This is a genomic window from Pusillimonas sp., from assembly GCF_044464525.1.
Taxonomy (GTDB): domain Bacteria; phylum Pseudomonadota; class Gammaproteobacteria; order Burkholderiales; family Burkholderiaceae_B; genus Pusillimonas.
The window spans coordinates 36409-49499 of the sequence record NZ_JBIQLE010000016.1; the positions used below are offsets into that span (position 1 = coordinate 36409).

The following is a 13091-nucleotide window of genomic DNA, read 5'->3' on the forward strand; positions in this document are numbered from 1 at the left end:
CCATCCATTCATGAACGGCTTGTGCCATGAGCTACCTGTACGACGAGCGCGTCGATGGCGCGCTTGCGAACCTTGACAAATCGCGGGTGCTTCGCGACCTGGGCGCCGCGATTCCGGGCCTGAAGATACTGCACTCGCCCGAACAGTTGCGCCCCTTCGAATGTGACGGTCTATCGGCCTATCGCAGCATGCCCATGCTGGCTGTGTTGCCGGACACGATAAAGCAAGTTCGCGGCGTGTTGCGCTTTGCCTCTGAATACAAAGTGCCCGTCGTCACCCGCGGCGCGGGCACCGGCCTGTCGGGCGGCGCCATGCCGCTCGAAAAAGGCATCTTGCTGGTCATGTCGAGGTTCGACCGCATTTTGTCCATTGACCCCGAAGCCGGTATTGCACGCGTTCAGCCCGGCGTACGCAACCTGGCCATATCCGAGGCAGCCGCCCCTTTCAGCCTGTACTACGCGCCCGACCCCTCTTCGCAAATTGCCTGCACCATCGGCGGCAACGTGGCCGAGAATGCGGGCGGTGTTCACTGCCTTAAGTACGGGCTTACGCTGCACAATATTCTTCAAGTTACCGTGCTGACAATAGACGGAGAAGAGCTCGTGCTTGGCTCTGAGGCCTTCGATACGCCCGGCTTCGATCTGCTTGCCTTGTTTACAGGTTCGGAAGGCATGCTGGGTGTCATCACAGAGGTCACCGTGCGGCTTCTTCCCAAGCCGCCATGCGCCAAGGTATTGCTTGCCGCCTTCGACAGCGTGGAAAAGGCAGGCGCCACGGTGGCAAACATAATCGGGGCGGGCGTTATTCCGGCGGGGCTTGAAATGATGGACAATCTATCGATCCGGGCCGCCGAAGACTTCGTCGGGGCGGGTTACCCCGTCGAAGCACAAGCCATGCTTCTATGTGAACTGGACGGCGCCGAGGCCGACGTGGACGAAGACCTCGCCCGGGTCCAGCGCATACTGCGCGATTCGGGTGCGAACGAGATACGGGTGGCTCAAAGCGAAGCCGAGCGCCAACGCTTCTGGGCCGGCCGCAAGAACGCGTTTCCCGCTGTGGGCCGGATATCCCCCGACTACTACTGCATGGACGGAACAATTCCGCGTCGCGCGCTTCCAAAAGTGCTGGCACGCATCAGCCAACTATCTGAAACCTATGGGTTGCAGGTGGCAAATGTTTTCCATGCCGGTGATGGCAACCTGCACCCGCTTATTCTCTTCGATGCCAACCAACCCGGCGAGCTTGATCGGGCCGAAAAAATCGGCGCCAGGATACTTGAGCTGTGCGTGGAAGTGGGTGGAACCATCACGGGAGAACATGGCGTGGGCCGCGAAAAAATCAACCAGATGTGCGCCCAGTTCAATAGCGAAGAAATCCTGTTCTTTCACGGACTCAAGGCTGCGTTCGATCCCGATGGCTTGCTCAACCCCGGAAAAAACATCCCCACGCTGAATCGCTGCGCCGAATTCGGCTCAATGCACATTCATGCGGGGCAACTGCCCCATCCCGAGCTGGAGCGATTCTGATGCCCTCTGCTTTTCCTGAGAAAGACGACTCGATACGCTTGGTCGATCAGGTTCACAAGGCCCTGGAAGCAAAGCAGGCCCTGCGCATACGCGGAGGCGACAGCAAGGCCTTCCTGGGCCGGCCGGTACAGGCGATTGAAATTGATACGCGGTCACATACCGGGGTTGTGCATTACGACCCCACCGAATTGGTCGTGACCGTGCGCGCGGGCACGCCGGTATCGAAACTGAACACATTGCTGGCGGCCAATGGCCAGCACCTGCCGCCGGAAGCCCCTGATTTCAACGGCCGGGCAACGGTAGGCGGGATGGTGGCCGGCGCGCTGGCCGGTCCGCGCCGCCCGTGGGCCGGCTCGGTGCGCGACCATGTGCTGGGCTGCCGCGTAATCGACGGCCAGGGGCGGCATATGCGCTTTGGCGGCGAGGTCATGAAGAACGTCGCGGGCTACGATTTTTCGCGGCTGATGGCAGGCAGCCACGGCTGCCTTGGGCTTATTACCGAAGTGTCATTGAAGGTGCTTCCTTTACCACGTAAAACCTTCAGCCTGGCACTGGAAATCGAGCCCAAAGCGGCGATGAAGCTGCTTGCTCAATGGCGAAGCAAGGCAATGCCGATCAGCGGAGCTTTCCATTGGAAGCAGCGTCTGCATCTGCGCCTGGAAGGCGGCGAGGCGATCGTCGATGCCGCCCGGATGCAACTGGGCGGCGAGGAAACCTCCCCAGGCATCTGGACCGATCTTCGCGAACGCCGCCTTGCATTTTTCGACTCCGCCATGCCATTGTGGAGACTGTCGGTGCCGTGGCAGGCGCCGCTCCTTCCGCTGCCGGGCCAAATTTTGCTGGATTGGGCAGGCGCACAGCGATGGCTGACCAGCGATGCTTCGCCGCAAGACATTCGCTCAGCGGCCCAATCGCTGGGCGGCCATGCCACATGCTATACGCCGAAGGCATCCGACAGCCCCTTCCAGCCTTTGCCAGAGGTGCTCATGCGGTTTCATCGCAGCCTGAAAAAGCAGGTGGACCCTCAGCACATGTTCAACCCCGGCCGCATGTATGCCGGCCTGTAGAAAAAGATCATGCAAACCAACCTCAGCGAATGGGCGAAAAGCCTGCCCCGTGCCGAAGAAGCTGAACGCATCCTGCGAAGCTGTGTCCATTGCGGCTTCTGTAACGCCACCTGTCCCACCTACCTGGAGCTGGGCGACGAACTGGATGGACCGCGTGGGCGCATTTACCTGATCAAGAGCTTCCTCGAAGGAGGCGAAGCCACGGCAACAACGCAACAGCATCTGGACCGCTGTCTTACTTGCCGGAACTGTGAAACCACCTGTCCGTCGGGCGTCCAATACCACACCCTGCTGGACATAGGCCGCGAACAGATCGAGCAGCGCGTATCCCGGCCGCTGCCACAGCGACTGCTGCGCGGCGCCCTGCGCTTCGTCGTGCCGCGTCGCCGGATTTTCGGCGCGTTGCTGCGTACGGGGCAAACAATGCGCGGCCTGCTTCCCGCCGCGCTGCGCGACAAGATCCCGCCTCGCGCCCTGGCGCCGGGGCGCCGCCCCGCGCCGCGCCATACCCGCAAAATGCTCATGCTGGAGGGCTGCGTCCAGCCCTCACTGTCCCCGAACACCAATGCAGCAGCCGCACGAGTGCTTGACCAACTGGGCATCAGCATCGTCGACGCCGGCCGCGCAGGCTGTTGCGGCGCCACCGACTACCACCTGAACGGCCAGAAAAAAGGCCTGGACCGCGCCCGCCGCAACATCGACGCCTGGTGGCCGGCCATTGAAGCCGGCGCAGAAGCCGTTGTTCAGACCGCCAGCGGCTGCGGCGCCTTCGTGAAAGAGTACGGCCATCTGCTGCGCCACGACCCGGCCTATGCACACAAGGCCGAGCGGGTCAGCGCGCTCGGCCTGGATATCGCCCAGGTACTTGGCGCCGAACCTCTGCAAAGCGTGGCCTTGCCTGGACCGGAAAAAATCGCCTTCCATTGTCCCTGTACGCTTCAGCACGCCCAAAAACTCGGGGGCAGCGTCGAAGGCATTCTGACCCGCCTCGGCTTCGAGCTGACGCCGACGCCCGACGCCCATCTTTGCTGCGGTTCGGCCGGCACGTATTCCGTCACCGAGCCGGGCTTGGCCGCCACCTTGCGGCGCAACAAGATCGACGCCCTGGAAAGCGGCGGGCCCGATCTCATCGCCACCGCAAACATTGGCTGCCAAATCCATTTGGCGGGGGTGGCCCGCAAACCCGTGCGCCACTGGGTAGAACTGGTGGATGCCCGCCTTTCCGGACCTCGGCCGTAAAAAATTTGTAACGCGGGAAACACCTTGACATGGGCCGCGCGCCCTAACTACTATCCCCAGAGATTTTGTCGCAAGCCGACACGCTGTTTTTCTTCCGGGCCGCCCAAGGCAAACAGGTCGAAAAAAAAGCCTCAAGGCGTAGCGTGAGGGCGCTTTTGTCTTTTGAACCTGGGTGTGCCGTAAGCACCCGTTGTCACTGAGCCAGAGTTACGCCCATGCCGACCCACCGCTCCGCACCGCGCCCCTGGCTGGCGCCCACCCTGCTCGCGACCCTGGTTGGCGGCATGGGAGCCCTTCCGCAATACGCATCAGCCGCCTCCCCCTGCCCCCAATTCAACTCATGCCGGCTGCAGGGCACGCTTACACCGCGCATCGTCATCGAAGCCTCCGGAGCCGCCGGCAAAGACGGCAAAGTAACCTACGTCGGCAACGGCGGCTGGGCCACCGACGGCGAAAACGGCAAAACCGCCCGCATCATTTCCGATAACTCAACGTCCATCAAGGGCATAGGCCAGTTGCCCGGATCGGGCGCGGCGGTACTGCACGCCTCAACCAGCGGCGGCCGCGGCGGAGACGCCGGGGAGGGCAAGGCCGGCGCCGATGGCGTAGGCGGCACGGGGGGCCGTGGCGGTACATTGCGAGCCACCCTGCAGGGCAGCTATCACAACACATCGAGCCTTTCGAACGCCGGCGCCATTGCGCTGTATTCGCGCGGCGGCAGTTCCGGCTACGGCTATCACAACAAGCACGTCAACAACGCCCCGGCCGGCAGCGGCGGAACCATCGAAGTGCGCATGGAAAACGGCGGCACGCTCGATGTCGCCACCCGTGCCGGCAATGCCGTGGGCCTGCTGCTGGACGCCGAGGGCGGCGCCGGCGGAATGACCCGCAAGCTGGCCGGCTGGCAACGCCCCCGGGCGGGAGACGGCGGCGCCGGAGGCTCAATCACCCTCAATACCAACGGCACCTTCCAAGGCACCGGAACCGGATCCATAGGCATCCGCGCCACCAGCAACGGGGGCGCGGGGGGCACCGCCCTGGGAGGCGTCCAGTTCAAAGACAGCACCGGGGGAACCGGCGGACGCGGGGGCGAAATCACCGGCAGCTTCGGCCAGGGCCCGGGATCGCACCGCATCGAAACCCGGGGCGCCGGCATACTGTTGTCCGCCAACGGCGGCTACGGCGGACGGATCGAATACGCGTCGGGCTTCAATGCGCCAGACGGCGGCATAGGCGGCCAGGGCGGCAGCATTTCCTTCCAGTTGCACGACACCCAAATCACGACACGCGGCAATAACGCGCCGGGCATCAGCGCCGAAGCGTCGGGCGGCGCCGGGTTCTGGGGCGGCGACTCTGTCCTGGGCAAAGGCGGCATGGCCGGCAAGGGCGGCGACGGCGGCACAGTCGATCTTGCTTTGCGCGGCGGCTCCATCGTCACGCACGGCAGCCAGTCTTACGGCGCCATGGCCGTGGCCGATGGCGGCGGCGGACACACCGGCGGAAAAGGCGGCGTATTCAGCCGAGCGGGCAACGGCTCGCAAGGCGGGCGAGGGGGCAACGCCACCCTGGTCAACCATAGCCAGGTCGCCACCCACGGCCGCGACTCCATCGGGCTGTACGTGTCCAGCCTGGGCGGCAAGGCCGGCGACGGCGGACGCGGCAGCAGCATCGTGGCGGTGGGCGGCAACGGCGGCATGGCCAGCGCAGGGGGCGGCGCGCGCCTCGAAAACCATGGCGTGGTCGCCACACAAGGCGAAGGCGCCCATGCCCTGTTCGCCCAGACCGTGGGTGGCGGCGGGGGCGTTGTCATCCCCCAATCCGGCCAGAAAATGACCATAGGGGGCGACAGCAACTCTTACAGCCCGTCGGCCTCCGGCGGCGGGCTACGGGTGGTCAACACGGGCACGGCCACAACCCAAGGCAAGCGGGCGGTCGGCCTGGCTGCGCAAAGCATAGGCGGTGGCGGAGGCGCGGGCGGCAAGGCCGCCGGGCTCATCGCCATCGGCGGGCATGGCGCGGCGGGTGGCAACGCCGGCTTGGTCGAGGTGGCGCAGAACGGCCTCATCGCCACAGCGCAAGAAGAGTCCGTGGGTGTGCTCGCTCAAAGCGTGGGCGGAGGCGGCGGTTACGGGGGCGACGTCTTCACCATCGGGCCGGGCGTCAACGTCGGCATAGGCGGACGCGGCGGTGCGGGCGGCAAAGGCGGGCGTGTCAATATCAAGCAAGACGGCGAAATCGCCACCGAGGGCCGCCTTTCCGCCGGCTTGGTGGCGCAAAGCATAGGCGGCGGCGGAGGCCAGGGCGGCTCGGTAACAGGTATCGGCACCGTAACCTTGGCGACCGTCACCATCGGGGGCAGCGGCGGCAGCGGCGGGTCCGCCGACCGGGTCGACCTCGACGGCATCTCCGGCGCCATAAGCACAGCCGGCGCGGGCTCCGATGCGATCAAGGCGCAAAGCGTGGGCGGCGGCGGGGGCAGTGGCGGCAACAGCACCAGCATCAGCGTGGGGCTGGCTTCCGTCGGCATCGGCGGCACGGGGGGAACCGGCGGCCACGGCGGCCAGGTTCGCGCCGTCAATCATGCACAACTTTCCACTCTTGGCGACGGCTCCAGCGGGATCATCGCCCAAAGCATAGGCGGCGGCGGAGGCGACGGCGGCTCAGCGGCCGGCGCCACAATCGGCCTGCCCACCAAGTACGCCACGTTTTCGGCCAGCGTGCAGGTGGGCGGCAAAGGCGGGGGCGCCGGGAACGGCGCCCGGGTCGCCATCCTGAACGACGGCGCCATCTCCACCCAGGGACGGGAAGCACGCGGCATCATTGCGCAAAGCATAGGCGGCGGAGGCGGAAAAGGCGGCAGCGCCTCGGCCCACTCGCTTTCCATCCATCCCAAGCTCAGCTTCAGCGCCTCGGTCGCCCTGGGCGGGTCGGGCGGAGGCGGGGGCGCCGGCGGTGTGGTCGACATCACCCATCAAGGCCAAATACACACCGCCGGCAGCCATGCCGACGGCATCGTGGCGCAAAGCATAGGCGGAGGCGGTGGCCTGGGCGCGGCGGGCTCGGCCCACACCAGCGCCATAGGCGCCAAAACATTCAGTCTCGCGTTCGCACTGGGCGGCTCAGGCGGTGAAGGCGGCCAGGGCGGCCGGGTCAACCTGCAGCACGAAGGCGCGATTCATACGCAAGGCGCGTTGTCACGCGGCATCCTGCTTCAAAGCGTCGGCGGAGGCGGCGGCGACAGCAGCGGCGCCGATGGCGGCGCTGAATCCGAAACCGTCGAATCCAGCACCATATTGGGCGGAAGGGGCGGCAAAGGGGGGCATGGCGGCACGATATCGCTCGTCGCAAGCGCTGCTTCCACCTTGCGAACCGATGGCGACGAGGCCATCGGCATACTTGCCCAAAGCGTGGGCGGAGGCGGAGGCACGGCGGGCCTGACCGGCACGGCCGAGCCCGATGACGACAACACGGCCGAAACCGGGGCCGCCGATAAGGACAAAGACAAGAAAGACGACTCCATTTCCGTGAAGCTCCAGTTTTCGCTGGGCGGCGGCGGGGGCGCCGGCGGACAAGGCGGACGAGTCAACGTCCAGCACGCTGGACACATCCTTACGACCGGATCGCAGTCCACCGCCATACTCGCGCAAAGCGTGGGCGGTGGCGGGGGAGCGGCCGCGGCCGCTCGCAACAAGTCTGACAAGGGCAATGTGGCCCTCAACCTGGCCATCGGAGGCTCAGGAGGGTCGGGCGGCAACGGCGGAGCGGTGCAAGTTGAGCAAAGCGGCGTCATCCAGACCCAGGGCGGGCATGCCCACGGCATCTTCGCGCAAAGCGTGGGCGGCGGGGGCGGGCTGGGCAGCGTCAATGCGGCCGCCAGCGACGCCAGGATCAACCTGGGCGGCGCTTTGGGCGGTGCCGGCGGAGGCCATGGCCATGGCGGAGCCGTCACTGTCGACAACAAAGGCTCCATCAGCACGCAAGGAAGGGACAGCTACGCCATCCTGGCCCAAAGCATCGGCGGCGGCGGGGGCGTGGCCAGCATCAACGCTCAAAGCGGCGACGATAAAAAGGACGGCGACGACAAAGAAGAAGAATCCAAAAGCAAAACCCTGCACCTGTCCATCGGCGGCAATGGCGGAACCGGGGGCAATGGCGGCAACGTCACCGTTGCTCACCACGACAAAGCCACACTGCTTACCACCGGGCAAAACGCCCACGCCATACTTGCTCAGAGCGTGGGGGGCGGCGGCGGAGTCGGCATCCAGTCCGAAACAACCGATAAAGATTCGCTCGCCATCCAGATCGGCGGCAAAGGCGGCGGCGCAGGGGCGGGCGGCAAGATCACAATCACAACCGAAGGCGACATCACCACGCAAGGCGCGGGCGCCTACGGCATCCTGGCCCAAAGCGTGGGCGGAGGCGGAGGCATTGGCGGCGACAGCTCTCTGCGCATCATCGACTCGTCGAACAAGCTTCCCTCGTCATCCAGCGGACGCAGCGGCAAGGGGGGCGACATCGCCATCAACCATCATGGCCGCATACACACTTCAGGAGCCAATGCGGCGGGCATCCTGGCGCAAAGCGTGGGCGGCGGCGGGGGTATCAGCGGCGACGCCATGGGCGCGTCCGGCGGCAACAGGGCCAGCAGCCAGGGCGGCGCCATTTCCATCACCGTGGGCGGCGAAATACGCACTCAAGGCCGGAACTCGCCCGCCATCTTCGCCCAAAGCCTGGGTGCCGGCGGCTCCAACGGCAACATCAACATTACAGTGGCCGACGGCGGATACGTCAGCGGCTCGCATGGCCCGCAAGGCGCCGGCATCGTGGTCCATGGCGGCAACAACAACTCCATCCTCGTCGAACAGGGCGGCACGGTCACCGCGCTAAGCAGCCACGCCATCCACAGCGCGCCGGGCACTTGGGTGGCCACCACCAACAGGGGACACGTGGCTGGAAGCATCGACCTTGGCGGCCACGCCCGCAACGGGTTCACCAACCAGGGGCGTTTCGACACGGGCGCAAGCGTGCGGCTTGGCGCCGACGCCACGCTGCGGAACCAAGGCATTCTCAACCCCCATGGCGCCGGCGTCATCGGCGAAACCCGATTGCTGTCCTCGCTGCGCCAGCATGGGGGCACTTCGCAGGGGCCGGCCACGCTGGAAGTCGACGCCGATTTCCGCGACCGGCGCAGCGACGTGCTGCGGTATTCAAAGCCGGTCGAACTGGGCGGCCAAGTGCATACACTGGCCCGTTACCCGCTGCCCAACCGCGCGCTGACCATCGTCCAGGCGGCCGAAGGCGGTGGTTCTCTTGCGCTGGCGCCTGATCTATTGTCAAAGAGTTCGCTGGTGTATCGCTATCCGCTGCAACAGCCCACCGACAAATCGCTGGCCGTCAGCGTCGAGGCCGACTTCCAGGCCCATGACACCGAGCTCAACGAAGACCAGCGCAACCTGGCCGGCTATCTGCAACAGGCCTGGAGGCTCGAGCCCTCCGAAGACCTGTACGATACGGCGGTGCTGTTCGACCAGCTTGTCAATGTGCAGAATCTCGAACAGTACCGCAAGGCACTGGACACCCTGGCATCCGATGCGGGCCAGGGCCCGGCCGCCTATATCCCGCTCAGCAACCGCAGCTTCTTCACCCGCATGATGAGCTGCCCCCAGTTTTATCAACAAGACACCGCCATGCGCGAAGGCGATTGCGCCTGGGGCCGCTTTCTGGGCAACCACACGCGGCGCGACACCACCAGCGAAACGGGCGGCTTCACCGTCAACAGCCAAACTTATCAGCTAGGCGGCCAGAAAGAAGTGGCGCCCAACTGGTTCCTGGGCGGGTCGGTTGCATACGAGTCGTCGCGGCATCGCGTGTCGGACGTGCCTGTGCGCACCGAGGGCGACGGCTTCCAGGCCGGCGTCGTACTCAAGCGCCAGGCCGGGCCATGGCTGTTCGCCGGCTCGCTGACCGGCGGCCACGGCACGTATAGAACCCAGCGCAGCATCGTACTGACCGACCAGGCCTTCGAGGCGAACAGCCGCTGGCGCACCCGGCACGTATCGGCGGGCCTGCGCGCATCGTATGTCCATGCCAGGCCGTCGTGGTATCTGAAGCCCATGCTGGATGTATCCCTCACCTACCAGCGAATGCCTTCCTACAGCGAAAGCGGCGCCGGCCCGCTCAACCTGCATGTCGACGGCGCCAGCCAATGGTCCTCGATGATCACGCCGTCGATCGAGCTGGGCGGCCGCTACGAATGGCGCGGCAACACCTTGCGACCCTATGTGTCAGCCGGAGTAAGCTGGCTTTCCGATACGGGCTGGGATATCAATGCGCGTCTCGAAGGCGACCCCGAACAGCGCCGGTTCGGGCTTACCACCGACCTGCCCCGCCACTTCGGCGAACTCAAGGCGGGCATGGTGCTGACACGCAAGAACGGGGTGGAACTCAAGGCAGAGTACGGAATGCGCTTTGCCGACAACTACCTGAGCCAGACGGGCGAACTGCGGCTGGCGGTGCATTTTTAACGCCGGCGTGCTTGAGGCCGCCGCGCGGTTTCAGTGCCCGACCGACAGCGGCATGTCGGTCGCGCCCGCATAGAACACCATCAAAACGACAGGCTCGTCGCCCGTGACGCCGCGATGCGGGGCGTCGACCATTTCGGCCAATACCTGGCCCGCGCCCAATTGGCGCTTGCTGCCATCCGATTGCTTTTCGACGACGATGCTGCCCGACACCACGTAAGCGGCGTTGGGCATGGGGTGGCTATGCCAGGGCAGGGCCGTATGAGGCGGGATGGTAAGCCTGACCACCGTGATTTCGGGGCGGCCCTGGGGGTAGGCGGTGTACGGTACGCCGTCCCAGGAAGACTCTGTTTTGAGCAATGTCTCGACCTTGATGCCGGACGGCACGGTTGCCATTACTTGAGCGATGGCCTGTTGTTGCGCCGGCGCATCGGCCAAAGGCGGCGAGTCGCCCGCCTCGCGCGCCCCTGCTGCCGTATACACGACCATGCCGGCCAATATGCAAGCCGTAATGTCTCGTCCCCGGATTTTCATACCCGTCTCCCAAGCGGCGTCGGCACTTCTTATCGTTATAAAAGACACAAGATACTACAAGAGGATACGCGCGGTACAAGAAGAACAAGCGTCAATTCCAGGCCCTTTTCCAGTTCCAGCCCAGGCATGCCAAGCTTCTTGGTCGTCTGTTCCACCAAGCCGCCCCGCAGCTAATCGACCTACAGGTCGAATCATTTCCAAGGAATCTGGGCCCGGGCGCTCCGAGCGCCACCTAGTATTTGCCCTAACGTCTGAGAAAAAAAGCGATTTTCACTTGACCATGACAGCCTGACGAAACTATTATTCGACCAACGAGTCCATTAACTACGATTCAAAGCAAGCCAAGCTCACGGAGTAAAAATGAAAGCGCAGGAAAAATGGATCAAGACCTTCGAGGAGATCTTCCGCCGCTGCAAGGTCGAGCCAAACGAAGTTGTGCGCATCCTGGCCGAGACCGAAAGCCGTGCCATCAACGTGCACCTTGCCGAATTGGCCTTGGCGCGCCTGGGCGCGATTCCTGTGCAGATCACCGTCCCGTCGCTGGCTGTCGACACTCCGGTTCCGGTGCGCTCTACCGGCGCTTCGCATGTCATTCGCAACATGGCGCCTGTCATGCAAGCTCTGTCGGGCCCCGGTTTGGTGGTCGACCTTACCGTCGAGGGCTTGCTGCATGCGCCGGAACTTCCGAAAATCCTCGAATCCGGCGCCCGCCTCATCATGATCAGCAACGAGCACCCCGAAATTCTCGAACGCTTAACCACGAATATCGACCTGACCCGCAAGGTCAAGAATGGCGTCAAGATGTTGGCCAAAGCCAAGACCATGACCGTCACCTCCGAAGCCGGCACCAATCTCAATATCAAGCTCGAGGGTTCCCGCGTCGGCGGCGTCTGGGGCGGGGCCGACCGCCCTGGTCTCGTCCAGCACTGGCCCGGCGGCCTCTGCCTGGCATTCCCTAAAGCGGGTTCCGTCAATGGCCGTCTTGTCATGGACATTGGCGATGTAAACCTTACCTTCAAGCGCTACCTTGAAAACCCGATAACCCTGCATATTGAAAACGACTACATCACCCGCATCGAAGGCAAGAACCTCGACGCCGAGCTGATGCGCAGCTACCTCGAGGCGTGGAACGAGAAAGACGCCTATGCGGTCAGCCATGTGGGCTGGGGCATGAACCCTCTTGCGCGTTGGGACGCTTTGCAGATGTTCGATAAAAACGATACCAATGGCACGGAACTTCGCGCTTTTGCTGGCAATTTCCTATATTCCACCGGCGCCAATGATATGGCGGGCCGCCATACCCAGGGCCACTTCGACCTTCCCATGCGGCATTGCACGGTGGCCCTCGATGGCCTTGCCATCGTCGACGCCGGCAAGCTGTGCGAGGTGTTTGAATGAGTTCCCTGCCCACCTGGCTGGCCAGCGGCCGGGGCGGCACCCCCCTGGTCATGCTGCACGGGATGGGCTCCACCGCGGGCATCTGGCTTCCTCAGCTAGAACACTTTGGCCGCAAGCGCCTGGCGGTAGCCTGGACCATGCCCGGCTATGCGCAGTCGCCTGCCCCGGCCCAGCTCACCTGGCAGGGCCTGGCGTCTTCGCTGCGCGACCTGCTCGATGCCCTGGATATCGAACAAGCCCACGTGTTGGGCCATTCCATCGGCGGCATGATCGCGCAAGAGTTCTACCACCGCCACCCGCTTCGCGTGCAAAGCCTGGTTCTGTCGGCCACCAGCACGGCCTTCGGCAGCCGCGACCCGGCCTGGAAAGCAGCGTTCCTGAAACAGCGCATCGATGCCATGCAGCCGTACGAGCGTTTTGCCGACGCCGCGCCGGCTCTGCTGGCCGGCTTCATGAACCCGGCTACCCCGGCCCCAATGCAGGCGCTGGCCGCACTGTCGGCGGCAGGCATTCAGAAAAACGCCTACCTGGACGCCATGCGGCTATTGGTCACCTTCGACCGCAGCGCCGAATTCCAGAGCATCGCCGTTCCGGTATTGCTGCTGGCCGGCGAACATGACACACAGGCGCCGCCCAAGGGCATGAGCCGGCTGGCGCAAAACGGCGCCGATGCCCGCTTTCAAGAGCTGCCCGCCGTGCGCCACATGGCGAACATCGAGTCGCCCAACGCATTCAACCAAGCTGTCGAATCCTTCCTGACAGCGCAACACCAGGCCACCCAGTCATGAACATGCAAAAAGAGCCCT

Annotated in this window: 7 protein-coding genes; 6 read left to right on the top strand and 1 reads right to left on the bottom strand. The window is 64.5% G+C overall.

Going from position 1 to position 13091, the window contains the following annotated elements; all coding sequences use genetic code 11:
• Positions 1 to 26 precede the first annotated feature (26 nt).
• From glcD to ACIY1O_RS10540, 4 genes are all read left to right on the top strand, one after another.
• Positions 27 to 1526 (top strand): glycolate oxidase subunit GlcD, encoded by a 1500-nt coding sequence (gene glcD / locus ACIY1O_RS10525; protein ID WP_397475043.1) that lies wholly within the window; start codon positions 27 to 29, stop codon positions 1524 to 1526.
• On the top strand, positions 1526 to 2593 hold the full coding sequence (gene glcE, locus ACIY1O_RS10530) for a glycolate oxidase subunit GlcE (RefSeq protein ID WP_397475044.1): 1068 nt from the start codon (positions 1526 to 1528) through the stop codon (positions 2591 to 2593). Before glcD ends, glcE begins: the two co-directional genes overlap by 1 nt.
• A gap of 9 nt (positions 2594 to 2602) precedes the next feature.
• A complete protein-coding gene (gene glcF / locus ACIY1O_RS10535; protein WP_397475045.1) occupies positions 2603 to 3832 on the top strand; it encodes a glycolate oxidase subunit GlcF in 1230 nt (409 codons plus the stop codon).
• 215 nt (positions 3833 to 4047) lie between these two features.
• Positions 4048 to 10356 (top strand): hypothetical protein, encoded by a 6309-nt coding sequence (locus ACIY1O_RS10540; protein ID WP_397475046.1) that lies wholly within the window; start codon positions 4048 to 4050, stop codon positions 10354 to 10356.
• Positions 10357 to 10386: 30 nt separating this feature from the next.
• Here the strand turns inward: ACIY1O_RS10540 and ACIY1O_RS10545 are convergent, their stop codons facing one another.
• Positions 10387 to 10887, bottom strand: a complete 501-nt coding sequence (locus tag ACIY1O_RS10545) for a cupin domain-containing protein (RefSeq protein ID WP_397475047.1) — start codon at positions 10885 to 10887, stop codon at positions 10387 to 10389.
• 360 nt (positions 10888 to 11247) lie between these two features.
• Between ACIY1O_RS10545 and ACIY1O_RS10550 the strand changes: the two genes are divergently transcribed.
• Both ACIY1O_RS10550 and ACIY1O_RS10555 read left to right on the top strand, forming a co-directional pair.
• Positions 11248 to 12285: a 2,5-dihydroxypyridine 5,6-dioxygenase NicX family protein gene (locus ACIY1O_RS10550; RefSeq protein ID WP_397475048.1), complete on the top strand. Its 1038-nt coding sequence runs from the start codon at positions 11248 to 11250 to the stop codon at positions 12283 to 12285.
• Positions 12282 to 13073, top strand: coding sequence for an alpha/beta fold hydrolase (locus tag ACIY1O_RS10555; protein ID WP_397475049.1), 792 nt, complete (start codon positions 12282 to 12284; stop codon positions 13071 to 13073). Before ACIY1O_RS10550 ends, ACIY1O_RS10555 begins: the two co-directional genes overlap by 4 nt.
• Positions 13074 to 13091: the final 18 nt, after the last annotated feature.

What these genes read in the sequence shown, in the direction of transcription:
- ACIY1O_RS10545 (WP_397475047.1), bottom strand. Translation starts at nt 10,887, where the DNA reads ATGAAAATCCGGGGACGAGACATTACGGCTTGCATATTGGCCGGCATG.
- ACIY1O_RS10550 (WP_397475048.1), top strand. Translation starts at nt 11,248, where the DNA reads ATGAAAGCGCAGGAAAAATGGATCAAGACCTTCGAGGAGATCTTCCGC.
- ACIY1O_RS10540 (WP_397475046.1), top strand. Translation starts at nt 4,048, where the DNA reads ATGCCGACCCACCGCTCCGCACCGCGCCCCTGGCTGGCGCCCACCCTG.
- glcE (WP_397475044.1), top strand. Translation starts at nt 1,526, where the DNA reads ATGCCCTCTGCTTTTCCTGAGAAAGACGACTCGATACGCTTGGTCGAT.
- ACIY1O_RS10555 (WP_397475049.1), top strand. Translation starts at nt 12,282, where the DNA reads ATGAGTTCCCTGCCCACCTGGCTGGCCAGCGGCCGGGGCGGCACCCCC.
- glcD (WP_397475043.1), top strand. Translation starts at nt 27, where the DNA reads ATGAGCTACCTGTACGACGAGCGCGTCGATGGCGCGCTTGCGAACCTT.
- glcF (WP_397475045.1), top strand. Translation starts at nt 2,603, where the DNA reads ATGCAAACCAACCTCAGCGAATGGGCGAAAAGCCTGCCCCGTGCCGAA.